Annotated in this window: 21 protein-coding genes and 1 tRNA gene; 6 read left to right on the forward strand and 16 right to left on the reverse strand. The window is 66.9% G+C overall.

Features of this window, described 5'->3' with window-relative positions; translation table 11 throughout:
- Position 1 precedes the first annotated feature (1 nt).
- The 10 genes from D9X30_RS26555 to gloB form a co-directional block, all read right to left on the reverse strand.
- A complete protein-coding gene (locus D9X30_RS26555; protein WP_153945340.1) occupies positions 2-415 on the reverse strand; it encodes a RidA family protein in 414 nt (137 codons plus the stop codon).
- Positions 416-457: 42 nt separating this feature from the next.
- Positions 458-883, reverse strand: coding sequence for an acyl-CoA thioesterase (locus D9X30_RS26560; protein WP_153945341.1), 426 nt, complete (start codon positions 881-883; stop codon positions 458-460).
- A 38-nt stretch (positions 884-921) separates the two neighbouring features.
- Positions 922-2,601: an AMP-binding protein gene (locus D9X30_RS26565; RefSeq protein WP_153945342.1), complete on the reverse strand. Its 1,680-nt coding sequence runs from the start codon at positions 2,599-2,601 to the stop codon at positions 922-924.
- A gap of 32 nt (positions 2,602-2,633) precedes the next feature.
- A complete protein-coding gene (locus tag D9X30_RS26570) occupies positions 2,634-3,806 on the reverse strand; it encodes an acyl-CoA dehydrogenase family protein (RefSeq protein WP_153945343.1) in 1,173 nt (390 codons plus the stop codon).
- A 9-nt stretch (positions 3,807-3,815) separates the two neighbouring features.
- Positions 3,816-4,667, reverse strand: a complete 852-nt coding sequence (locus D9X30_RS26575) for an enoyl-CoA hydratase family protein (RefSeq protein WP_153945344.1) — start codon at positions 4,665-4,667, stop codon at positions 3,816-3,818.
- Between the two features lie 98 nt (positions 4,668-4,765).
- A complete protein-coding gene (locus tag D9X30_RS26580; RefSeq protein WP_153945345.1) occupies positions 4,766-5,560 on the reverse strand; it encodes an SDR family NAD(P)-dependent oxidoreductase in 795 nt (264 codons plus the stop codon).
- 2 nt (positions 5,561-5,562) lie between these two features.
- Positions 5,563-7,938, reverse strand: coding sequence for a bifunctional salicylyl-CoA 5-hydroxylase/oxidoreductase (locus tag D9X30_RS26585; protein WP_153945346.1), 2,376 nt, complete (start codon positions 7,936-7,938; stop codon positions 5,563-5,565).
- Between the two features lie 182 nt (positions 7,939-8,120).
- Positions 8,121-10,010 (reverse strand): propionate--CoA ligase, encoded by a 1,890-nt coding sequence (locus tag D9X30_RS26590; protein ID WP_153945347.1) that lies wholly within the window; start codon positions 10,008-10,010, stop codon positions 8,121-8,123.
- A gap of 274 nt (positions 10,011-10,284) precedes the next feature.
- Positions 10,285-11,997 carry a transglycosylase SLT domain-containing protein gene (locus tag D9X30_RS26595; protein ID WP_153945348.1) on the reverse strand — a complete coding sequence of 571 codons (1,713 nt, stop codon included), beginning with the start codon at positions 11,995-11,997 and terminating at the stop codon, positions 10,285-10,287.
- A 179-nt stretch (positions 11,998-12,176) separates the two neighbouring features.
- On the reverse strand, positions 12,177-12,977 hold the full coding sequence (gloB, locus tag D9X30_RS26600) for a hydroxyacylglutathione hydrolase (RefSeq protein ID WP_153945349.1): 801 nt from the start codon (positions 12,975-12,977) through the stop codon (positions 12,177-12,179).
- Positions 12,978-12,987: 10 nt separating this feature from the next.
- Here gloB and D9X30_RS26605 point away from each other — a divergent pair, with 10 nt between their 5' ends.
- The 4 genes from D9X30_RS26605 to D9X30_RS26620 all read left to right on the forward strand — a co-directional run bounded on the left by D9X30_RS26605 (position 12,988) and on the right by D9X30_RS26620 (position 15,227).
- On the forward strand, positions 12,988-13,788 hold the full coding sequence (locus tag D9X30_RS26605) for a class I SAM-dependent methyltransferase (protein ID WP_153945350.1): 801 nt from the start codon (positions 12,988-12,990) through the stop codon (positions 13,786-13,788).
- A gap of 23 nt (positions 13,789-13,811) precedes the next feature.
- Positions 13,812-14,249: a ribonuclease HI gene (rnhA, locus tag D9X30_RS26610; RefSeq protein ID WP_153945351.1), complete on the forward strand. Its 438-nt coding sequence runs from the start codon at positions 13,812-13,814 to the stop codon at positions 14,247-14,249.
- A 49-nt stretch (positions 14,250-14,298) separates the two neighbouring features.
- Complete coding sequence (gene dnaQ, locus D9X30_RS26615) at positions 14,299-15,036, forward strand: DNA polymerase III subunit epsilon (protein ID WP_153945352.1); 738 nt, start codon at positions 14,299-14,301, stop codon at positions 15,034-15,036.
- A 116-nt stretch (positions 15,037-15,152) separates the two neighbouring features.
- Positions 15,153-15,227 (forward strand) — tRNA-Val (locus D9X30_RS26620).
- A gap of 67 nt (positions 15,228-15,294) precedes the next feature.
- Here the strand turns inward: D9X30_RS26620 and D9X30_RS26625 are convergent.
- On the reverse strand, positions 15,295-16,089 hold the full coding sequence (locus D9X30_RS26625) for an AadA family aminoglycoside 3''-O-nucleotidyltransferase (RefSeq protein WP_153945687.1): 795 nt from the start codon (positions 16,087-16,089) through the stop codon (positions 15,295-15,297).
- Between the two features lie 304 nt (positions 16,090-16,393).
- On the opposite strand from D9X30_RS26625, the gene D9X30_RS26630 reads away from it, so the two are divergent.
- Positions 16,394-16,624, forward strand: coding sequence for a hypothetical protein (locus tag D9X30_RS26630; RefSeq protein WP_349632243.1), 231 nt, complete (start codon positions 16,394-16,396; stop codon positions 16,622-16,624).
- Between the two features lie 77 nt (positions 16,625-16,701).
- Here the strand turns inward: D9X30_RS26630 and D9X30_RS26635 are convergent, their stop codons facing one another.
- The 5 genes from D9X30_RS26635 to D9X30_RS26655 all read right to left on the reverse strand — a co-directional run bounded on the left by D9X30_RS26635 (position 16,702) and on the right by D9X30_RS26655 (position 21,210).
- Complete coding sequence (locus tag D9X30_RS26635) at positions 16,702-16,908, reverse strand: hypothetical protein (protein WP_153945354.1); 207 nt, start codon at positions 16,906-16,908, stop codon at positions 16,702-16,704.
- On the reverse strand, positions 16,901-17,515 hold the full coding sequence (locus D9X30_RS26640; protein WP_194946427.1) for a DUF6932 family protein: 615 nt from the start codon (positions 17,513-17,515) through the stop codon (positions 16,901-16,903). Before D9X30_RS26640 ends, D9X30_RS26635 begins: the two co-directional genes overlap by 8 nt.
- A gap of 181 nt (positions 17,516-17,696) precedes the next feature.
- Entirely contained in the window at positions 17,697-19,298 is a 1,602-nt protein-coding gene (locus D9X30_RS26645) for a rhodanese-related sulfurtransferase (protein WP_153945355.1), read from the reverse strand.
- Positions 19,295-19,915, reverse strand: coding sequence for a cysteine dioxygenase family protein (locus D9X30_RS26650; protein WP_153945356.1), 621 nt, complete (start codon positions 19,913-19,915; stop codon positions 19,295-19,297). Before D9X30_RS26650 ends, D9X30_RS26645 begins: the two co-directional genes overlap by 4 nt.
- 86 nt (positions 19,916-20,001) lie before the next feature.
- Complete coding sequence (locus D9X30_RS26655; RefSeq protein WP_153945357.1) at positions 20,002-21,210, reverse strand: acyl-CoA dehydrogenase family protein; 1,209 nt, start codon at positions 21,208-21,210, stop codon at positions 20,002-20,004.
- Positions 21,211-21,421: 211 nt separating this feature from the next.
- Here D9X30_RS26655 and D9X30_RS26660 point away from each other — a divergent pair, with 211 nt between their 5' ends.
- A complete protein-coding gene (locus D9X30_RS26660) occupies positions 21,422-22,513 on the forward strand; it encodes an LLM class flavin-dependent oxidoreductase (RefSeq protein WP_153945358.1) in 1,092 nt (363 codons plus the stop codon).
- The last annotated feature ends 25 nt before the right edge of the window (positions 22,514-22,538 follow it).

Genomic DNA, 22,538 nt, shown 5'->3' on the forward strand with positions numbered 1-22,538 from the left:
ATTACGCCGCCGGCGGCACCACCGCCGTGACTTCGATTTCCACCTTGGCCCGCGGCTCCACCAGGTCGGCCACTTCGACGGCCGTCATGGCCGGAAAATGCCGGCCCACGATATCGCGATAGTGCTGGCCGATGGCCTTGTAGGCGCCCACGTATTCGGCCTTGTCCTTCACGTACCAGGTCATGCGGGCGATGTGCTCGGGCCGCGCCCCGCCCTGCTCCAGCACCGCCACGATATTGCGCAGCGCCTGCGCCACCTGCAGCGCGAAGTCGTCGGTTTCGAATTCGCACTGGCCGTTCCAGCCAATCTGGCCGCCCACGAATATCAGGCGGCTGCCCACCTGCATGTCGGCCAGGATGCCGTTGGCGTAGCCCTTCGGCGCTGCCCAGTCGGGCGGTTGCAATGTCTTCAGCATGTTGGGTCCTCTCGGTGTTGCCATCGTCTGGTTTGTTCTGCCTCACGCGGCAGGCGCCAGGAAGCGCCCCATCGCGGTGCGCACGGGGTCAGGCAGCGGCTGCGGGGCCATCTGGCGCGTGTCCACGCAGACCAGGCGCTGGGTGATGGCCATGCGCGTGTCGCCGTCCGGGCCGGCAAAGCGGATCTGCACGGCAAAGCTGCTGCGGCCGATGTGTGTCACGCGCAGTTCGCGCGTGAGCAGTTCGCCCAGGCGGCTTGGCGCCTCGAAGCGGCACTGCAGTTCGGCCGTCGGAATGCCCGCGTGCGCCGCCCCGTGCATGGCGTCGAACGGCCAGTCCAGCGCCTCGGCGAACCAGTCTTCGATCAAGTCGTTCAGCATCTCGAAGTAGCGCGGATAGAACACGATGCCGGCGGCGTCGCAATGCTTGAAGCGGATGCGCACGTGGTTGCGGAATACCTCGCTCATGACGGCTCCCTCATGACGGCTCCCTTGTGATGGTTCGCTCACGGCTGTCCGCCCTCGTTGGCCATTTGCCGCAGCCGGAAGCGTTGCAGCTTGCCCGTCTCGGTGCGCGGCAGCGCGGCCACGAACTCGATGCGGCGCGGATACTTGTACGGCGCGATCTCGCGCTTGCAGTAGTCCTGCAGGGCGGCACACGTGGCCGCGTCGGCCGCCACGCCCGGGCGCAGCACCACGTAGGCCGTCACCACCTGGCCGCGCTCGGCATCGGCCGCGCCCACCACGCCGCATTCGGCCACGAACGCGTGCTTCATCAGCGTGCCTTCCACCTCGGGGCCGGCGATGTTGTAGCCGGCCGAGATGATCATGTCGTCCGAGCGGGCCTGGTAGAAGTAGTAGCCATCCTCGTCGGCCATGAAGGTGTCGCCGGGCAGGTTCCACCCTTCGCGCACATAGACTTCCTGGCGCGGGTCGTCGAGATAGCGGCAGCCGGTGGGGCCGCGCACTGCGAGCTTGCCCACGGTGCCGGGCGGCAGCGGCTGCATGTTGTCGTCCACGATGCGCGCCTCGTAGCCGGGCACCACGCGGCCCACGGCGCCGGGCCGCACATCGGCCCCGGCGCTGGACACGAAGATATGCATCATCTCGGTCCCGCCCAGCCCGTCGATCATCTCGATGCCGGTGGCAGCCTTCCAGGCCTGGCGCGTGGCGTCGGGCAACGCCTCGCCGGCCGACACGCTCTTCTTCAGGCTGCCAATATCGAAATTCCCGGCCAGCGTGGCCATCTGCCGGTAGAAGGTGGGCGCCGTGAACACCACGGTGGCACGGTAGTCCTGGATCAGCTTGAGCAGCGTCTCGGGCGTGAGCTTTTCGGCCAGCGCCGTGCTGGCGCCGATGCGCAGCGGGAAACACAGCATGCCGCCCAGCCCGAACGTGAACGCGATCGGCGGCGTGCCGCAGAACACGTCGTCCGGCGTGGGCTTCAGCACGTGGCGCGGGAACAGGTCGCACATCGCCAGCACGTCGCGGTGGAAATGCACGGTGCCCTTGGGCTGTCCCGTGGTGCCGCTCGTGAAGGCGATCAGGCAGATGTCGTCGGTGGCGGTGTCGCAGGCGGCAAACGTATCCGGCTTGCCGTCCATCGCGGCTTCCAGCGACCCCGGGCCGGTGCCGTTGAAGTACCGTACCGTGGTCAGCGTCGGGCAGAAGTGCTCGCCGTCGGCGCGCTGGTTGGCGTCGAGTTCGTCGCGCAGGCGGGCGTCGCACAGCGCGGCCGTGACCTGCGCCTTGTCGATGATCTGGCGCAGTTCCTTGGCGCGCAGCAGTGGCATCGTCGGCACTGCGATCAGGCCCGCCTTGACAGTGGCCAGCCAGCTGGCCGCCATCATCAGGTTGTTCGGCCCGCGCAGCAGCACCCGGTTGCCCGGCACCAGCTTCATATCCTCCACCAGCACATGGGCGAGGCGGCTGACCAGCGCCGACAGTTGCGCGTAAGTCACTGTTTCGATGCGCCCGTTGCGCTCATGGCGCACCGCCACGCGCTGGCCATTGCCGTCGGACACATGGCGATCCACCAGCTCCACGGCCGCGTTGAGCCGCGCCGGGTAGCACGTGTCGTCGTTGAACTGGAATACCGGCCAGGTATCCGGCGGCGGCAGGCGATCGCGGGCGAAGGTGTCGACGTGCGCCGTGGCGGCATTCGGGACGATGGTGGGGGCGGCCATGCTTGTCTCCTGTTCGATTCGGATGCGATGCGTCAGGCCGGGCGCGCAGCCAGGGTCTCGCGCGCGATGATCAGCTTCTGCACCTCGGTGGCGCCTTCGTAAATGCGCAGCGAGCGGATCTCGCGGTACAGGCGTTCCACACGCGTGCCCACCTTGACGCCCAGGCCGCCAAAGATCTGCACGGCGCGGTCGATCACCTGCTGTGCGTGCTCGGTGGCCACCATCTTGGCCATGGCCGCCTCGCGCGTGGTGCGCTGCTGGCGTACGTCACGCAGCCAGGCGGCACGGTAGGTCAGCAGCGCGGCGGAGTCGATGGCCGTGGCCATCTCGCCAATCGCGGCCTGCGTCAGCTGCAGGTCGGCCAGCACGCCGCCGAACATCGGCCGCGACGTGGCGCGCGCCAGTGCATCGTCCAGCGCGGCGCGGCCGAAGCCCAGCGCGGCCGCCGCCACCGACGCGCGGAAGATGTCCAGCGTCATCATCGCCACCTTGAAGCCCTGCCCCGCCTCGCCCAGCCGGTTGCCGACCGGTACGCGGCAGTTGTCGAAGCGCAGCGTGGCCAGCGGATGCGGCGCGATGACGTCGATCCGTTCGGCAATCGACAGGCCCGGCGCGTCGGCATCGACCACGAAGGCCGTGATGCCGCGCGCGCCGGGCGCTTCGCCGGTGCGGGCGAACACGCAGTAGAAGTCGGCGATGCCGCCGTTCGAAATCCAGGTCTTGGCGCCTTCCAGTACGTAGTGGCTGCCGTCGTCGGACAGGCGCGCGCTGCACTGCATCGCCGCCACATCGGAGCCGGCCTCGGGCTCCGACAGCGCAAAGGCCGCAATCGCCTCGCCCCGGGCCACGCGCGGCAGGTAGCGTTCGCGCACGGCGTCGCTGCCGGCCAGCGTGATCGCACCGGAGCCCAGCCCCTGCATGGCGAAGGCGAAGTCGGCCAGGCCGTCGTGACGCGCCAGCGTTTCGCGCAGCAGGCACAGCGCGCGGGAATCCAGCGCCGGCAGCGCACCGCCGAAGGCCGCCGGCACGCAGTAGCGCAGCCAGCCCGCCTGGCCCAGCTGGCGCACCAGCCCCCGGCATGCGGCATCGGCGTCGTGATGGTCGATATCGCGCAGGTGCTGGCCGCACCAGCCGTCCAGCTCGCGTTCCAGCTGCCGATGCGTGTCGTCGAAGAACGGCAGGTCGAGATAGGTCTTGTCGCTCATGCCGGCTCCTCAATCGCCTTCGAAGATGGGCTTCTGCTTCGCCACGAATGCATCGTAGGCACGCCGGAAGTCGCGCGTCTGCATGCAGATGGCCTGGGCTTCGGCCTCGGCCTCGATGGCCTCGTCCACGCCCATATTCCACTCCTGGTGCAGCAGCTTCTTGGTCACGCCATGCGCGAAGGTGGGGCCCGCCGCGATCTGGGCGGCCAGCGCCTGCGCCTCGGCCAGCACGGTGTCCGGGGCATGCAGCGCATTGAAAAAGCCCCACTGCAGGCCTTCGTCGGCCGTCATCGCGCGGCCCGTGTAGAGCAGTTCGCTGGCCCGGCCCTGCCCGATCATCCGCGGCAGCAGCGTGCAGGCGCCCATGTCCGCCCCGGCCAGGCCCACGCGGACGAACAGGAAGGCCGTTTTGGCCTGCGCCGTGCCCAGCCGCATATCGGATGCCAGCGCCATCATGGCGCCAGCGCCGGCGCAGATGCCGTCGATCGCACTGATCACGGGCTGCGGGCAGGCGCGCATGGCCTTGATCAGGTCGCCCGTCATGCGCGTGAAGTCGAGCAGTTCGGGCATCGACATGCGCGTCAGCGGCCCGATGATCTCGTGCACGTCACCGCCCGAGCAATAGTTGCCGCCCGCGCCGGTCATCACCACGGCCTTGATGTCCGTGGCATAGCTCAGCGCGCGGAACAGGTCGCGCAGCTCGGCGTACGAATCGAACGTCAGCGGGTTCTTGCGCTCCGGCCGGTTCAGCGTGATCGTGGCCACCTTGCCGTCGGCCGACACCGACCACAGGAAGTGCTTCGGCTGGTAGTCGGCAAAGGCGCGCTTGTGGTGGCGCATGTCCAGTGCTACATCGCTCATCGTTTGTCTCGCTTTGAATTCGTGACCTGCATTTGGTTTGGTTGTCTCCTGTCTCCCGTCTCCCGCGACCTGGGCGCGGGGTGCAAGACCCAGGTACTTCACCCCGCCATCACCTCGCCGCCCGCCACCGGCACGGCCTGCCCGGTGATGGCGGATGCCGATGGACGGCACAGCCACGCCACGGCATCGGCCACCTCGTCGGGCTGCACCAGCCGGCGCTGCGGATTGCGCGCGGCCAGCTCGGCGCGCGCCTGTTCTTCCGTGCGGCCCGTCTTGCCGACGATATTGGCCACCGCATCGCGCACGATGTCGGTCTCGGTATAGCCCGGGCACACCGCGTTCACGGTGATGCCCTTCGGGGCCAGTTCCAGTGCCAGCGCGCGGGTCAGGCCGATCACCCCGTGCTTGGCCGCGCAGTAGGCGCTGACGTAGCCGTAGCCAATCAGCCCGGCCGTGCTCGCCACGTTGACGATGCGGCCCCAGCCCTGCTCCAGCATCGCGGGCAGCGCCGCTTGCGTACACAGGAAGGTGCCGGTCAGGTTCACATCGAGCATGCGCCGCCACAGCGCCAGGTCGGTCCTGGCGAACGGTGCGCTGTGGGCCTGGCCCGCGTTGTTGATCAGCACCGTGATCGGACCGCGTTCGCTGGCGGCCTGGGCAAAGGCACCGGCCACCTCGTCGGCATCGGTGATGTCGGCCGCCGCCGCACCCAGCGCCGCGCCATCCACGGCCAGCGGCTCAAGCGCCTGCATGGCGGCGTCCAGCACCGTGCAGTCGCGGCCCACCAGCGTCACGCTCGCGCCCTCTTCCAGCAGCCGGCGGGCAATCGCCGCGCCAATGCCGCGTCCGCCGCCGGTAACCAGCGCATGGTGGCCCTGCAACGCCATCGCCATGATCACTTCCCCGGTTGCTGCGCGTACGAAGCCGCCCGCGCCAGGTTGGTTTCGAGCTGCCGCTTGCCGGCCACGTATTGCCTGGGCCAGGTGACGTCGCGGAAGCCCAGCCGCGCGGCTTCGTGCAGCGTCCAGGCCGGATCGGCCAGGTGCGGGCGGGCAATCGCGCACAGGTCGGCGCGGCCCGCCGCCACGATGCTGTCCACGTGGTCGGCCTCGAAGATGGCGCCGACGGCAATCGTCGGGATGCCGGCTTCGTTGCGGATGCGGTCGGCGAACGGCGTCTGGTACATCCGGCCATAGACTGGCGCCTGGTCGGGGCTGACCTGGCCGGACGAACAATCGATCATGTCGGCGCCGGCCGCCTTGAAGGCGCGCGCGATTTCCACGGCATCGTCGGCCGTGATACCGCCTTCGACCCAGTCGTGCGCAGAGATCCGCACCGACATCGGCTTGTCCTGCGGCCAGACAGCGCGCACCGCGGCAAAGACCTCCAGCGGAAAGCGCAGCCGGTTGGCCAGCGAGCCGCCGAAGTCATCGGTACGTACATTGGTCAGCGGCGAGATGAAGCTCGACAGCAGATAACCGTGCGCGCAGTGCAGTTCCAGCCAGTCGAAGCCGGCCTCCGCCGCGCGGCGGGCATTGGCCACGAAGTCGTCGCGCACGCGATCCATGTCGGCGCGGGTCATCTCGCGCGGCACCTGCGACACGCCCGGCAGGTAGGGCAGCGCCGATGCCGATTCCAGCGGCCAGTTGCCCTCGGCCAGCGGGTGGTCCATCTTCTCCCAGCCCAGCTGCGTCGAGCCCTTGCGGCCGGCATGACCCAGCTGCATGGCAATGCGGGCGTCGCTGTTGGCGTGTACGAAATCGACGATGCCCTTCCAGGCATCGCGCTGGGCGTCGTTCCACAGCCCTGGGCAGCCCGGTGTGATACGCGCATCGGGCGACACGCAGGTCATCTCGGCCACCACCATGCCGGCGCCGCCCATGGCGCGCGCGCCCAGATGCACCAGATGAAAGTCGCCCGGCACGCCGTCCACCGACGAATACATCGCCATCGGGCTCACCACCACGCGGTTCTTCAGCGTGACGCCGCGCACCGTGAACGGCGTGAACATCGGCGGCAGGCTCGCGTCGCCGGCGGCGGCGCGCAGCTTCAGCGTTTCCTGTGGCACGCCGGCCTGGGCGGCCAGCCATTGCTCGAACCCAGCGACGTAGCCGGCATCGCGCACGCGCAGGTTCTCGTGCGAAATCCGCTGCGAACGCGTCAGCAGCGAATAGGCGAACTGCTCGGGCGCCATGCCCGCGTAGCGTTCGACATTCTCGAACCATTCGGTGGAATTGCGCGCGGCGTTCTGGATCTTCAGCACCTCCACGCTGCGCGTGGCCTCGTAGCGCGTCAGCGCCTCGGGCACCCCATCCACGCCGGCGGCGCGCTGCGCGCCGATCTCGTTGGCCAGGTCAATCGCGTCTTCCAGCGCCAGCTTGGTGCCTGAGCCGATCGAAAAATGCGCGGTGTGCGCGGCATCGCCCATCAGCACCACCGGCACGCGGCGGCCGTCGGCCAGCGTGTTCCAGTGCACCCAGCGGTGGCAGATCACGCGCGGGAAGCGGATCCAGTTGGCCGAGCCGCGCAGGTGCGTGGCATTGCTGATGAGCCGGTGGCCGTCCAGATGGCGGGCGAAGAGCCGTTCGCAGAATGCCACGCCCTCTTCCTGGCTCATCTGTTCGATGCCGGCGGCGCGCCACACGGGCTCCGGGGCTTCGACGATGAACGTCGACGTATCGTCATCGAAGCGGTAGGCATGGGCCTGGAACCAGCCATGCTCGGTCTTCTCGAACGCAAACGTGAACGCGTCGAACAGCTTGTGGGTGCCCAGCCAGACAAAGCGGCACTGGCGCGTGTCGATATCGGGCGCGAAGGTCTCGGCGTAGCGGGTGCGGATGCGGCTGTTGATGCCATCGGACGCAATCACCAGGTCGGCGTTGTACTGCCGGGCCAGCGCCTGGTCGTCAGTGGCGTCGGTCTCGAACACCAGCTTCACGCCCAGCGCCTCGCAGCGGGCCTGCAGGATGTTGAGCAGGCGTTTGCGGCCGATGCCGATGAACCCGTGCCCGCCCGAGCGGATCGTGCGCCCGCCGATATGGATGTCGATATCGTCCCAGTGATTGAACGCCGCGTTGATTTCGGCCGCGCTGACCGGATCGGCCTGCTTCAGGTTTTCGAGCGTGGCGTCGGAAAACACCACGCCCCAGCCGAACGTGTCGTACGGCCGGTTGCGCTCGACCACCACCACCTCGTTGGCCGGGTCCTGCAGCTTCATCAGCAGCCCGAAGTACAGCCCAGCCGGGCCGCCACCAATACAGAGCACTCGCATCTGTCAGTCTCCTGCACGCCGCCGGCATCGGGGCCCATGGCGCTCTACATCAGGGTTAAATATTTTATGCTTAAAATATTAGGGCGCCTGACGATGGCTGGCAAGCAGAATTTCAGGATGCATCGGAGGACGGACAAGGCCCCTCTTCTGCGCTCGCAGAAGGGTAGCCTTCGTCACATCCCTCAGCCCAGGGCGTCTTTTACCTGATCGAGCGCCGTCGGGTCCTCGATCGTTGTCAGGTCGCCCGGATCGCGCCCTTCCGCGACGGCCTGGATGGCCCGGCGCAGCAACTTGCCCGAGCGGGTCTTCGGCAGCGCATTGACAAAGAACACGCGCGCCGGTCGCGCCACCGCGCCCAGTTGCTGCTCGACGGTCTTCATCAGTTCGCCTTCAAAGATCAGGCGGTCGTCATCGGTGCCGGTGCGGCTGGCATCGCGGGCGATACAGAAGCCCAGCGCCACCTGCCCTTTCAGCGCGTCCTGCACACCCACCACGGCCACCTCGGCCACGCCCGGGTGGGAAGACAGGCTTTCCTCGATTTCGCGCGTGCCCAGCCGATGCCCGGCCACGTTGATCACATCGTCGGTGCGCCCGAGGATGAAGATGTAGCCATCGTCATCGCGCACGCCCCAGTCGAATGTCGAATAGCACTGCCGGTTCGGCACCGCCGACCAGTAGGTGCGTACAAAGCGGTCGTCGTCGCCCCAGACCGTGGTCATGCAGCCGGGCGGCAGCGGATAGTCGATGGCCACCACGCCCTTCTGGTTTGGCAGACATTCCTCGCCGGTGCTCTCGTCGACGATACGCAGGTCATAGCCATAGGCCGGCACGCCGGGAGAGCCCAGCTTGGCCGGCAACGCCTCGACGCCGCGCTGGATCGCGATGATCGGCCAGCCCGATTCGGTCTGCCAGTAGTTATCGACCACCGGCTTGCCGATGCCGTCCTGGATCCAGCGCGCCGTGGGCTCGTCCAGCGGCTCGCCCGCCAGGAACAGCAGCCGCAGGGTGGACAGGTCGTACTGGCGCAGCAGCGCCGGGTCCTGCTTCTTGAGCACCCGGATGGCAGTTGGCGCGCTGAACATGATGTTCACACCATGCCGCTCGACGATCTTCCAGAGAATGCCGCCGTCGGGACGGATCGGCGTGCCTTCGTACATCACCGTCGTCATGCCGGCCAGCAGCGGCGCATAGACGATATAGCTGTGCCCCACCACCCAGCCCACGTCGGAAGCCGTGAACATCGTGTCGCCAGGCTTGCCGCAGAAGATGGATTCCATCGACGTGGCCAGCGCCACCGCATAGCCGCCGGTATCGCGCTGCACGCCCTTGGGCTTGCCCGTGGTGCCCGAGGTGTACAGCACATACGATGGCTCGCTCGATTCCAGCCATACGCACGGCACCTGCCGGCCCGCCATCCTGTCGCGCCACGCGGCGTAGTCCTCGTCACGGCCGGCCGTGCGCGGCATGTCGGCCAGCTTGCGGTCCACCAGCAGCACCTTGTCCGGATGATGGCCGGCCAGCCGGATCGCCTCGTCCAGCAGCGGCTTGTACGGCACCACCTTGCCGGCACGCGACCCCGCATCGGCACTGACGATCACCTTGGGCTTCGCATCGTCGATACGCGCGGCCAGGCTGACCGAGGCAAACCCGCCGAACACCACCGAATGGACGGCCCCGATGCGGGCACAGGCCAGCATCGCGAACATCGCTTCGGGGATCATCGGCATGTAGACCAGCACCCGGTCTCCGCGCTGCACGCCCAGCGCCTGCAGCGTGGCGGCCATCCGGCTCACCTCGTCGTGCAGCTGGCGATAGGTGTAGACGCGCTCGGAATCGGTCTCGGTGGACACATAGACCAGCGCGCGCTGGTCGGCCCGCTCGGCCAGGTGGCGATCGATGGCGTTGTGGCAGAGATTGGTCCGCCCGCCAACGAACCAGCGCGCGAATGGCGGATGGCTGTCGTCGAGCACGCGCTCGAACGGGGTTTCCCAATCGATGCGCGCGGCCTGTTCGGCCCAGAATCCGGCCTTGTCGGACAGGGAACGCGCGTGCAGGGCACGGCTTGCCGTCATGATGTCTCCTCCGCTTGTCGTTTGTCGTAATGCGGTGCGGATGGCCCGGCCGGGCCCGCGTGGGATGGGCTATCGCGCGGGGCCTGTCCGCAGCATCGCGCAGCGACTTGCGGCGCCGTCCCCTTGGGCACGGATACCGGCCATCTTTCTTGAAGAATCTACCATGACGGCGCGGCGGCGCAGACGTTTGGCCTCACCGGGGGTGCCGATCCCCCCGCGGCCTGCGACGTAGCGCGGCGCGGGGGGACGGATCAGACAGGTCGGATATCGCCAATCAGCGAGCGTGACCCTTGGCGGACTTCGCCGACGGCGTCGGCTTGGCGGGTGCGGCCGGTGCTGGCTTGCTGGCCGACTTGCTGGCGCCCTTGTGCGGTGCGGCTTCCACCACCACGCGCTTGCGCGGCTCGGCCTTTTCAGCTTTCGCCGATCTGGAAACCGATGCCTTTTCGACCTTCTCGGTTTTTTCCGATTTCGCCGCAACGGTCCTGCCGTGCGCAGCCTTGCCACGGACCGGCGTATCGTCGCCATCGTCGCCGCGCTCGGCGCGTGCTGCTGCCGGCGAGTTCGGGCGGACCATCAGCACCAGGCTCTGGCCGGCCACCAGCTTGCTGCCCGACAGCTTGTTCCACGACTGCACCTGCCGCACGGACACCCCGTAGCGATGAGCCACCGACGACACCGTGTCCTTGCGGCCCGCCTTGACCACCACACGGCGCGCATCGGGCACATCAGGCTCTACGGCCAGCATCGCGGTGTCCACCAGCGACGCGCTGATGTCCTGATCGTGGCGATCGGTACGCGGAATCATCACCGTCGACCCCGCCTTCAGCCGCATGCCCTTGGGGATGCGGTTGATCTCGCGCAGCGTGTCGGCATCGACGTTGAGCCGCGCCGCTAGCGATTCCACGCGCTCGCGGCTGTCCACCGAAATGGCCGTCCAGGTGGACAGGCCGCCACGATAGGTATTGAGGTTGTACTGGAACCGTTCGGCGTTATCGAACGGCAGCAGGATCTGCGGGTTGGCCGCCCCAAGGATCACCGGGCGGTTGAACGAAGGATTGAGCGCCTTGAACTCGTCCAGCGGCATGTTGGCCAGCTTGGCCGCCAGCGCCACATCGATATCGCGCGACGTGGTCACCGTCACGAAGTACGGATGATCGGGAATGTCGGGCAGCTTGACCCCATACGCGGCCGGGTTGGCGATGATGTTCTTTACCGCCTGCAGCTTCGGCACGTAGTACCGCGTCTCGTTCGGCATGGTCAGGCTGGCGTAGTCCGTGGGCAGCCCGCGCGCCTGGTTGCGCGCGATGGCCCGCGACACGGCACCCTCGCCCCAGTTGTACGCGGCCAGCGCCAGATGCCAGTCGCCGAACATGTCATAGAGCCGCGACAGGTAGTCGAGCGCCGCGTCGGTGGACGCCAGCACATCGCGCCGCTCGTCGCGGAACATGTTCTGCTTGAGGTTGTACGTCTTGCCCGTGCTGGGGATGAATTGCCACATCCCGGCCGCCTTGGCCGTGGATTCCGCCTGGGGATTGAACGCGCTTTCGACGAAGGGCAGCAACGCCAGCTCCGTCGGCATGTTGCGGCGCTCGAGCTCTTCCACGATGTGGTAGAGGTAGCGGCTCGACCGGCCCACCATCCGCTCCATGTAGTCGGGCCGGGCGGCGTACCACTGCGTGCGGTCATCGACCAGCGTGCCTTCCAGGTCCGGCATCGCAAAGCCCTTGCGGATGCGGCCCCAGATATCGGACGACGGGCCGCGCAGCCAGTCCACGCTGGACTGGTCTACCTTGGCGACGTTGGAGCTGGCAAGCGAACCGGCGCGGCCGGTGCTGTTCAGCGTGTTGAGCGGGTCCTTGGGCGGACCGGATTCCAGGGCGGTCGGCGTGCCGGCCATCTCGCCGGCAGGCGGAGTGGGTGTGCTGGCGCAGGCTGCAAGCAGCGCGGCACACGCAACTACCGCCAGAAATCGACCAAATCGCATTAAGTTCTCTGAAAGTGACGCCAAAAATTTCGCCTGATCCTATGGAAAAGGCCGGTTGGCGTCAATGAGATTTTCCCGAAGATGCAATTTGGACATCTTGCGATACCTGAAATGCAGGCCGGGGCCGTCCGGGCGGGTCCGGCACACCCCTGCGCCCGCCCGCAAACGTCTGGAATGTATTATCGGAAATTGTCCTTCCATCCCCGCAGCGCGCCGAACGCCGCGGCATCGTTGCTGACGTCGCCGCCCTGTGCCTGCACGGCCCGGCGCACCGCCGGCTCTCGCGAACGCAGGAACGGATTGACCGCACGCTCATGGGCTACCGTGGTGGGCACGGTCGGGGTCTCGGCCTGACGCAGCGCATCCACCCGCGCCGACCATGCCGACAGATCGGCATTGCCCGGCTCCACGGCCTGCGCAAAGCGGACATTGCTGCGCGTGTATTCGTGGGCGCAGTACACCCGGGTATCGCCGGGCAAGGCGGCCAGCTTGTCCAGCGACGCCAGCATCTGCGCCGGTGACCCCTCGAACAGCCGCCCGCACCCGCTGGCAAACAGGGTGTCGCCGCAGAAGACGACACGGCCCGCGCCGGGCAGGTCGCCGACATAGGCCACGTGGCCGGCGGTATGGCCGGGGACATCCAGCACGCGGAAGGTTGCGGCCGGGTGGGCCAGCGTCACCGTATCGCCCTCGCGCACGGCCTGGGTGCGATGTCCGATGCGTTCGCCGGCAGGCCCGATCACCGGGATCGGGGTCCCGTCGGGGCCGGCCGGATGACGTTCCAGCAAGTCAGCCACGCCGCCCTGATGATCGCCATGGTGATGGGTGATTACAATAGCGCCCAGTGCCAGTCCGCGTTGCGCCAGAAATCGCTCCACCGGCTGGGCTTCGCCTGGATCCACCACCGCGGCACTTTCGCCGTCGTGGATGGCCCAGATATAGTTGTCCTGAAAGGCGGGGATCGGCTCCACTTTCAACATGTGTGCTCCTATGTCCAACCGACCGATTATAGATTGGGAAGAATGGCTGGCGTCGCCACCCGGGCAGTACATGCTCCGGTGGGAGTCGCAGCAGTATGACCGGACGGTAACGGACATCTTCGGCTACCACGCGGTGCAGCTGGGGCTGCCCCAGATCGACACGCTGCGCGAGAACCGCATGCCGTTCTCGGCGCTGGCGCTCGATGGCCGCGCCGGCCCCCACGGGCCGCGCGAGACGCACCCCGACGCGCGCCAGCTGCTGTGCCGATTCGACGAGTTGCCGTTCGATACGCAGAGCATCGACCTGGTCACCCTGCCCCATATCCTGGAGTTTTCCGAGGACCCGCACGAAGTGCTGCGCGAGGTATCGCGCGTGCTGATGCCCGAGGGCCGCGTGGTGGTGACCTGCTTCAACCCGATGAGCCTGTGGGGTGCGCGCCAGGGCCTGAACCGCCTGGGCGCCACGCCCTTCCTGCCCAGCGACGCGCAGACCATCGGCTTCGTGCGGATCAAGGACTGGCTCAAGCTGCTGGGCTTCGAGATCATCCGCGGCCGCTTTGGCTGCTACTGTCCGCCGTATCGCACTGACCGCTGGCTGCAGCGCGCCACCTTCATGGAAAAGGCGGGCGACCGCTGGTGGCCGATCTTCGGCTCGGTCTATATGATCTCCGCGGTCAAGCGGGTCAAGAACGTCCGCCTGGTGGGCCCGGCGTGGAAGACCGCCAAGCCCACCCTGGCGCCTGTGGCGGCCCCGGTGGCCACCCCCACGGGCACGCACGGCAAACATCAAAAGACCACGCCCGACGCCTGAGCCGGGCCATCCTCCATTTATCCATGCAAGAAGTCACGATTTATTCCGACGGCGCCTGCAAGGGCAATCCCGGCCCTGGCGGCTGGGGTGCCGTGCTGGTATCCGGCGGCCACGAGAAAGAGCTGTTCGGCGGCGAGAACCCCACCACCAACAACCGCATGGAACTGATGGCCGTGATCGAGGCGCTGCGCGCGCTCAAGCGGCCCTGCGTCATCAATATCTATACCGATTCGCAGTACGTCCAGAAGGGCATCAGCGAATGGATCACCGGCTGGAAAAAACGCGGCTGGATGACGGCCGACAAGAAGCCGGTCAAGAACGCCGACCTTTGGCAGATCCTGGACGAAGCCCGCCAGCCGCACGTGATTGAATGGCACTGGGTGCGCGGCCATGCCGGCCATCCCGGCAACGAACGGGCGGACCGCCTGGCCAATCGCGGCGTGGAATCGATCAGCGCCTGACCCCCGCAATCCGTCGCCCAGCCGTGCCGGGCGATTACAATCCTGCCCCATGCGACAGATCGTTCTCGATACCGAAACCACCGGCCTGAACCACGCCACCGGCGATCGCCTGATCGAAATTGGCTGCGTGGAACTGGTCAACCGCCGCCTGACCGGCCGCAACCTGCACTTCTATATCAACCCGGAACGCGACGTCCCCGAAGACGCCGTGGCCATCCACGGCCTGACCGCCGAATTCCTGGCCGACAAGCCGAAGTTTGCTGACGTCATGCACGAGATCCGGGAGTTCGTGCGCGACGCCGAACTGATCATCCACAACGCCGCGTTCGACATGGGCTTCCTGGAGATGGAGTTCAAGCTCCACAAACTGCCACCGTTCCGCGACCACGTGGCCAATGTGATCGACACCCTGCGCGAAGCCCGCCAGATGTTCCCCGGCAAGCGCAATTCGCTGGATGCCCTGTGCGATCGCCTGGGCGTCAGCAACGCGCACCGCACGCTGCACGGCGCGTTGCTCGATGCCGAACTGCTGGCCGAGGTCTACCTGGCCATGACGCGCGGCCAGAATTCGCTGGTCATCGACATGCTCGACGCCGGCGCCGCCCAGGGCGAAACCCGCGCTACGGCCGACCTGTCGGCCCTGACCCTGCCGGTGCTGCTGGCCACCGAGACCGAACTGTCGGCCCACCTGAGCGTGCTCAAGGAACTGGACAAGGCCAGCGGCGGCAAGACCGTCTGGAAGATCGAAGTCCCGGCCGAAGTGCCCGCCGAGGCCACCGTGCAGTAGCCCTCACCACTTTTTTAAAGAAAGTTCAAAAAAGGGCTTTACAAGATACTGGCCCATCGGCATAATCTCGTTTCTCCACTGCACGACGCTAGCAACAACGGCGACGAAGCAGCAAGGGGTGGTTAGCTCAGCGGTAGAGCACTGCCTTCACACGGCAGGGGTCACAGGTTCAATCCCTGTACCACCCACCAGATTCGTCAAAAAGCCCAGCAGCGATGCTGGGCTTTTTGTTTTGGCGCCCGGCATTGGCGCCGTCAGTTACATCACCAGCATTTCATCAATGGCGGTCCGTGCGAAGCGGATGAACGCTTCCACCTGCCGTGCATCGGCGAGGGCCGACGGCGGCCCATCCTCCAGATATCCTGCCCTCGCCGCGATCATGACTGGGCGGAATGCCTCGGGCAGCCGCTCCAGCGCCCACGTCGCGGCCACGTCCTTGGGGGCGATCTTTCCGGTGGTCGCGCTGTACCAGATGCGGGCCAGGGCCAGCACGACGTTGCGTTCGTCGTCCTTCCAATCGGCGTCGGCATTCCATTGCGCTGCGGTATCGCGCAGCGCGCGGTGGAAATCTTGCACGGGGACGGCATCGAGCAGCGTCTCGGCCGAGGGACCCACCAGTGCCACGCTGTGCTGGCGCGCCTTCGTCAGCAGGATGGCCAGGTCGTGATCAAGAACTGGCGATTCGACAATGCCGGCCTGCAAATCGGTGCGTAGCCATTCGCCGAACTGGAGTTCGCGCCTGGCCGGGTAGCGCCAGGGCACGACGTCATCGCACGCCACCACGGTGACTTCCAGCGGGCGCCATCGCCCTTCGCTGCCCGGCGGGACAGAAATCGTCAAGAGATCGCGCATCAATGCGCGCCTGGCCGATTCTTCAAGCCGCGTCCGCACGATCACCAGCAGATCGATATCGCTGCACGGCTTCAATCCGCCTTCGACGGCCGATCCGAACAGGTGGACGCCCATCAGCGTGCCGCCAAGGTGTCGCGCGATCACCGCGCATGCCAGCAAGGTCTGCTCTGTAATATCCACGGGAACGATCGTGCGTGCCATCTCGGTCATCGACAGACTCTTTCTGGTCAGATTTCACCCGGCAAGCATACGGCCATCGAACCCAAGGCGTCACGCGCGCCTCGGATAAATATTTGAGACAATGGGAATCAGTATTTGATTCGAGCGAGATCGCCCGCCTACCATAGCCTCACGCCGACTCCCGATAAAGTTATTAATGAGTCACTCATAGACGCTATCCGCCATGCGCCGCCAACGCAGGCCGGACGCCGACGGAGCGCAAGGCCGTCCAGGCACAGGCGGGAATCAGGTCCATCACTAGACAGGAGCGCCAGGAAACATGCCAATGTCGAAGACCTCGAAGAAAAAGTACCTCAAGGCCCTGAACCGGAGCCTGAAAAAGGAAGCTGGCAAGGATTTCGGGTCGAGCTTTGTGTTCTATCCGCTCGGCGCCAAGCCCAAGGACGCCACCGGCGTGACCGCCAGCGATGCGGCCAATCCGCAGCAACTGAAGGTCATGGAGGCCGTGCAGGCGCGCGTGTTCGCGGCGTTCGGCAGCGCCTCCGGGGCTGCCTGATCCCCAGCCGGAGGTTTGTCGTCCTTGCTTCCCCGTTACAGTGACCGCTGTGGCAGATGTTCGATGCTGACGGCGTGCTACACGGACACGCCGCGATCATTCCGCGGACACGGGATTTGTGAGCGCGGCGACGGCACCTTCGCTTCGGCCATCGCCAGTTCCTCAAGCACTTGCCTGAGTCGATACTCAAGACTGGATCGCGTGATCCCGTCCGGCAGCGTCGTGATCATCCTCATGAGAAAATTCCGGTCCGCATGCAGCCGGTCGATCTGGTATTCAGACATTGGCCAGTCCTTCGTTGCACAGTTCGATGTTGAGGGATCCGGCATGCTGTGCCAGCCGACGCATGGCTGCCGCAAGACAGACACCTGCCGACTCATCCAGCGCGGGATCAAGGTCGATCTCCAGAAAGCCCTTCCACTGCAAGCTCCGACGATGTGACCAGAGGCTATACCAATACGTAGACAGGCAGATCAGATCCCGCATGGATATGGACGAATCCACCCAATACCCGTCGACCATGAAGTGCCTCTTCACGAACTGCTGATCAAGAAGATGTCCCGGTAGCTTTCCGTGAACCTCAGCGTGGTCTTCCAGGAACGTCACAACGTCGATGTCGCGCGGCGGACGCCATTCCAGCGATTCGATGTCCTCTGAAAAACTTCCGTCGATCCATTGGAAGCCGTTGCAGATGCCGGCTTCGTGCAGCGCCTTTCTGAACGCCAGCAATCCTTGCAAAAGCCTGCAGCGATGCGATGACGTGGCAAACCGCTCCACCAGGGCAACCAGTGATACGTGGTAAGGCGACCGCTCCATACTGCCCGGGTGGGGCCCGGTCACCGGCGGAAGCACCCGCGCATCATTCCACGCTGGTATCGGTACAGCATTCATGAATTGACCCCCAGTTTGTGCGGCGCCTGCCCTTCAGGCAAGAAAGGCGGGCCGCGTTATCGATGGGGGATCTTCACACGCATTGGCGTAAACTTCTGTGCCCAAATGGAACATTGCTGTTGCATTTGGGGATGGCCCACTGCGTTGCGCAGGGGTCTTGCCTTGGCGCAATTCGGTTAGCTCAAGCCACCTCAAAGAAATGCGTGCCGTCGCGATCGAGTTGTGCGATCAGGCCGAATTCCCAATCGAGGTACGCCTGCATGGCAGCCGCTGCGTTGTCGGTGCCCTCGTACGGGCGGCGATAGCGATCCGTGCGCGGCACGGCCAGACGGGTTTCGCCCTGCTCGGCTGGCAGGCCCGCGTCGAACCACGCCGCGTTGCCGCCTTCCAGCACAAACACCTCCGACGTGGTCAGCGCCTGCAGGTCCACGGCCGCAAACCGCGCCAGCAGGCTTGACCCGCAGGTCAGCACATAGCGACGGGCCGGCGGGATAGCGCGCAGCGCCTGGGCCAGCTGCGCCCGGATCGCGAACCACGCACCGGGGATATGACGCTTGACGTAGTTGGCGCTGGCCGTCACGTCAATGACGGCCACGTCGCCGGTTTCCAGCCAGCTGGACAGCGTTGCCGGCGTGATCGTGGGCACTTCCGGTGCTGCGGGACGATTCGCCGCCGGGGTGCCGCGCTCGCTGCGCAGGGCATCGCCGACCGGCTCCACCACATAGACCTCCCACCCCATCTGGGCCAGCCACGACGCGCTCATGTTGGCGCGCACATCGTCATCGTCCGCCAGCACGATGCGCGCGCCACGCACCGGTGCGTTGTGATCGGTTTCCTGCACCAGCTGGCCGCCCGGCGCATTGGCGAAGCCTGGCGGATGGCCGTCGGCGTATTCCTCGGGCGTGCGCACGTCGAAGCGGTACACGGTGCGGCCCGGGGTCTCCAGCGATGCCAGCGCATCATGCGCGATGCGCTTGACGCCCGCCCTGTCCGCAATGGCGCGGGCGCCTGCGCGGGCCTGTTCCAGGTTGGCCGCGCCCACCTGCGCCGGTGCGCGCCGGCTGGCCCCGTGCGACAACGTCTGCCCGGCCAGGGTCCAGCCGATCGTTCCATTGCGCAGCGCGGCCACAGGGTTCGGAATGCCGGCATTGATCAGCGACTGCGTGCCGATGATGCTGCGGGTCCGGCCCGCGCAGTTGACGACGACTTGCGTGGCGGGGTCGGGCGCCAGTTCGCGCACACGTAGCACCAGTTCCGCGCCGGGCACGCTGGTCGACGTGGGAATGTTCATGGTCTGGTACTCGTCGAAGCGGCGCGCGTCGACGATCACCACATCGGCCTTGCGGTCGATCAGCGCCTGCACCTCCGTGGCGCTCAGCGAAGGCGTGTGCCGTTTCGCCTCGACCAGTTCGCCAAACGACTTGCTCGGCACGTTGACGTCGCGGAACACTTCGCCGCCACCGGCGATCCATGCTTCCAGGCCGCCGTCGAGCAGCGACACATCGGTATAGCCAAGCCTGCGCAGCACGCTTGCGGCACGCGGCGCCAGGTCTTCGCCATCATGCTGGCCGTAGATCACGATACGGGTATCGCGCCGCGGGATGCGCGTCCAGGCTTCGAGTTCGAGCTTCGACAGCGGGAAGTTGGCCGCCCATAGCGGATGCTGCTGCGCGAACGGGTCTTCCTCGCGCACATCCACCAGCGCAATCTCGGCGCGGTCCAGCAACGCCTGGCGCACTGCCTGGCTGGTCGTGACGGGAAACGGATGGCTGGCTGCGGTCATGGTGCGACGGATTCCTTCGAGCGGTCCCAGGGATTGGGCAAGGTGGTATTGGAGTAGCCGGAGATAAAGGTCTTGCTGCCGCCGGCTTCCGGATAGACATGGCGCCTTACCGCGCCGATATTGGCGCCGTAGACGTGGATGCTGATCGATACACGGTCGTCGAAGGCATTGTGAACGCGGTGGATATCGCCAACCGTGGGCGACACCGCCTCCACCTGGCCCGGCTCCAGCCGCACGGCCTCGCCTTCCGGCCGGGGCACGCCGTCACCGTGTATCGCGTAGGGCTGCGCATACTCGGCGCCGCGCAGCATGCCGATCAGGCCCCACACCGTATGGTCGTGGATCGGCGTGCGCTGACCCGGCCCCCAGACGAAGCTGACGATCGAGAACCGCTCGGCGGAATCGCAGTGCAGCAGCATCTGCTGATAGAACTCGGGATGGGGCTGCGCATAGGCCTCGGGCAGCCAGTCGTCGCGCGCCACCAGCTTTGCCAGCAGCGCGCCGCCTTCGTCCAGGATGCGCGGCTCGTCCGGCTGCTGGTCCAGCAAGGCGGAAAAGGCGGTGATGAAGTCGCGCAGCGGCGCCAGCGCGTGCGCGCCGGGTAGCGTCTCGGCCATGGCTTGTCTCCAGATTCACGTGTGCCGTCGAGGCTGCGGCACATCGCACACAACCATAGCACGGCGGGCAGTCGTCTGCGCCCGGGTCAGATACCCAGCGCCGCGCGACCGGCGGCGGTCAGGATGGCGTCGTTCTGCGGCGTGTGGATGCGGCTGCAGAGCACGTCGCGATAGTGGCGTTGCAGCGGGTTGTGCCGGCTCAGGCCGTGATTGCCCGACAGTTGCAGCGCCAGTTCCACGGCACGAATCGCGTTCGATGTGACGGTGTACTTGAGCAGCCCGCTGTCGGCCGGCAGCGGCGGCGCGCCAGCATCGCAGCGCGCGGCAATGTCGTCGAGCAAGACCTGGTTCACGCGCAGCAGCGCGGCGATCTCGCCAATCGACTCCTGCACGCGCGGCAAGGTGGCCAGCGGCTTGCCCAGGCTGCCCGGCGCCCGCTCGCGCACGAACTGGCGGACCCAGTCGAAGCCGGCACGCGCCACGGCGTCGTAGAGGCTGCCCAGCAGGGTCACCATCCACGCCTGCTGGTCAGCGTTGGCGTCGATATCCGCCTGGCTGCCGCCCGCCGGCGCCCACGCCGCGGGCGGGCGGATGTCCACGGCGTTTTCCAGCGGGATCCAGACATCCTCGAACACGGTCTCGTGGCTGCCCGACGCACGCAGCCCCAGATGGTCCCAGCTTTCGATCACCCGGATGCCGGGCGTCCCGGCGTCCGGCCTGGGCACCAGAAAGATGCCGACGCGCGGCTCGGGCTCGTGCGTACGCGCCCATACGGCCAGCCAGCGCAGGGCCGGGATGCCGGTGGTGTACAGCTTGTGGCCGCGCACCCGCCAGCGGTCGCCCACGCGTGTGGCCACCGTGCCAGGCAGGCCGCCGCGTGCCGGCGACCCAAGCTCCGGCTCCACGCGCAGCGAGTTGATCAGGCCGCCCTGCTCCACGGCACTGCGGAATACCTGCTGGCGCACCGCGTCGGGCCAGCGCGAATCGGCGCGACCGATAGCGCGATGCTGCAGGTAGGTCATCGTCAGCACCAGCGCCGTGGCCGCGTCGCCGCCTGCTACAGCCGCGATGATGCGCCGCGCCTGGGCCAGTCCCGCGCCAGCACCGCCGTGCGCGGCCGGCACTACCTGTGCGATCAGGCCGTAGCCGTGCAGCTGCGCGAAATTGTCGTGCGGGAACGTGCCATCGGCGTCGTGGGCGGCAGCGGTGGTGGCGAAGCGCGCGGCCAGTTCGGCCAGCACGTCGTCCAGCCGTGCCGCCGGGGTCGGCAGGCGATGCAGGGATGACGAAGACATGCGGTTTCCTTCGGGCGTCGGGGGGAACAGGATCAGGCGCCACATAGCGTACCGCCGCATGCCCGGCCTTGATAACGACGCATATCGCATATCGACCGGCGGTTTTTGCTGCATATGGAGCGGCGTTTTTATTCGTTGGGTCTGCCGCCGCGCCGGCGTACGTTCTCGTCCATACCCGTTACCCCATCCAGGCAAACCAGGAGCATCACGCATGAGCGTCAACTTCATCGGCATGATCCAGAGCCAGAAGCAATCGGAAATCCACCCGCCCACCGGCCCCGTGATCGACCGCGACTATGTGCGCGCCTTCGCACAGGCCCACGAGCAGGCCGGCTTCGACCGCATCCTGGTGCCGCACCACTCCACCGGCCCGTCCGCCACGCTGACCATCTCGTACGCGGCCGCCGTCACCGAGCGCATCCACTTCATGCTGGCCCACCGGCCGGGCTTCACTTCGCCCACGCTGGCCGCGCGCCAGATCGCCACGCTGGACCAGTTCAGCGGCGGCCGGCTCGGCGTGCACTTCATCTCAGGCGGGTCGGACGACGAACAGAAGCGCGATGGCGACTACCTCGACCACGACCAGCGTTACGCCCGCACGGACGAATATCTGGGCATCCTGCGGCGTATCTGGACGGAGTCGCAGCCGTTCGACCACGACGGCACGTTCTACCGCTTCGCGCGCGGCTTCTCCGAAGTCAAGCCGGCGCAGCAGCCGCATGTGCCGATCTACTTCGGCGGCGCGTCAGAGGCGGCCATTGCCGTCGCCGGCAAGCACGCCGACGTCTATGCGCTGTGGGGCGAATCGCTCGACCAGGTGCGCGAACTGACCACGCGCGTGCGTGCCGAAGCGGCCAGACACGGCCGCGAGATCAACTTCTCGGTGTCGTTCCGGCCGGTGCTGGCCGATACCGAGGAAAAAGCCTGGCAGCGCGCCGACGACATCCTCGAACGCACCCGCGCGTTGCGCGTGCAGGCCGGCTACAGCCGGGGCGGGCCGCAACAGAGCGAAGGCGCGCGCCGGCTGCTGGCGGCGGCCGAACAAGGCGATCGCGTTGACCAGCGTCTGTGGACGGCCATCGCACGCGAAACGGGCGGCCGTTCGAATTCCACCGGGCTGGTCGGCACGCCGGAACAGGTGGCCGATGCCCTGCTGGCCTACTACGACCTGGGCGTGACCACGTTCCTGATCCGCGGCTTCGATCCGCTCGAAGACGCCGTCGACTACGGCCGCGAGCTGATTCCGCGCGTGCGCGAGCTGGTAGCACAGCGCGACGCCGAACAGCGCCGCCGCGCCGCCTGAACCACCCACACCAACAACAACGGGG

The sequence above is a fragment of the Cupriavidus sp. U2 genome (genome assembly GCF_009663685.2).
Lineage (GTDB): Bacteria > Pseudomonadota > Gammaproteobacteria > Burkholderiales > Burkholderiaceae > Cupriavidus > Cupriavidus necator_C.

Bases quoted from the DNA above. Each gene is read 5' to 3' on its own strand.
- D9X30_RS26555 (WP_153945340.1), bottom strand. From the start codon at position 415: ATGCTGAAGACATTGCAACCGCCCGACTGGGCAGCGCCGAAGGGCTAC.
- D9X30_RS26560 (WP_153945341.1), bottom strand. From the start codon at position 883: ATGAGCGAGGTATTCCGCAACCACGTGCGCATCCGCTTCAAGCATTGC.
- D9X30_RS26565 (WP_153945342.1), bottom strand. From the start codon at position 2,601: ATGGCCGCCCCCACCATCGTCCCGAATGCCGCCACGGCGCACGTCGAC.
- D9X30_RS26570 (WP_153945343.1), bottom strand. From the start codon at position 3,806: ATGAGCGACAAGACCTATCTCGACCTGCCGTTCTTCGACGACACGCAT.
- D9X30_RS26575 (WP_153945344.1), bottom strand. From the start codon at position 4,667: ATGAGCGATGTAGCACTGGACATGCGCCACCACAAGCGCGCCTTTGCC.
- D9X30_RS26580 (WP_153945345.1), bottom strand. From the start codon at position 5,560: ATGGCGATGGCGTTGCAGGGCCACCATGCGCTGGTTACCGGCGGCGGA.
- D9X30_RS26585 (WP_153945346.1), bottom strand. From the start codon at position 7,938: ATGCGAGTGCTCTGTATTGGTGGCGGCCCGGCTGGGCTGTACTTCGGG.
- D9X30_RS26590 (WP_153945347.1), bottom strand. From the start codon at position 10,010: ATGACGGCAAGCCGTGCCCTGCACGCGCGTTCCCTGTCCGACAAGGCC.
- D9X30_RS26595 (WP_153945348.1), bottom strand. From the start codon at position 11,997: ATGCGATTTGGTCGATTTCTGGCGGTAGTTGCGTGTGCCGCGCTGCTT.
- gloB (WP_153945349.1), bottom strand. From the start codon at position 12,977: ATGTTGAAAGTGGAGCCGATCCCCGCCTTTCAGGACAACTATATCTGG.
- D9X30_RS26605 (WP_153945350.1), top strand. From the start codon at position 12,988: ATGTCCAACCGACCGATTATAGATTGGGAAGAATGGCTGGCGTCGCCA.
- rnhA (WP_153945351.1), top strand. From the start codon at position 13,812: ATGCAAGAAGTCACGATTTATTCCGACGGCGCCTGCAAGGGCAATCCC.
- dnaQ (WP_153945352.1), top strand. From the start codon at position 14,299: ATGCGACAGATCGTTCTCGATACCGAAACCACCGGCCTGAACCACGCC.
- D9X30_RS26625 (WP_153945687.1), bottom strand. From the start codon at position 16,089: ATGGCACGCACGATCGTTCCCGTGGATATTACAGAGCAGACCTTGCTG.
- D9X30_RS26630 (WP_349632243.1), top strand. From the start codon at position 16,394: ATGTCGAAGACCTCGAAGAAAAAGTACCTCAAGGCCCTGAACCGGAGC.
- D9X30_RS26635 (WP_153945354.1), bottom strand. From the start codon at position 16,908: ATGTCTGAATACCAGATCGACCGGCTGCATGCGGACCGGAATTTTCTC.
- D9X30_RS26640 (WP_194946427.1), bottom strand. From the start codon at position 17,515: ATGAATGCTGTACCGATACCAGCGTGGAATGATGCGCGGGTGCTTCCG.
- D9X30_RS26645 (WP_153945355.1), bottom strand. From the start codon at position 19,298: ATGACCGCAGCCAGCCATCCGTTTCCCGTCACGACCAGCCAGGCAGTG.
- D9X30_RS26650 (WP_153945356.1), bottom strand. From the start codon at position 19,915: ATGGCCGAGACGCTACCCGGCGCGCACGCGCTGGCGCCGCTGCGCGAC.
- D9X30_RS26655 (WP_153945357.1), bottom strand. From the start codon at position 21,210: ATGTCTTCGTCATCCCTGCATCGCCTGCCGACCCCGGCGGCACGGCTG.
- D9X30_RS26660 (WP_153945358.1), top strand. From the start codon at position 21,422: ATGAGCGTCAACTTCATCGGCATGATCCAGAGCCAGAAGCAATCGGAA.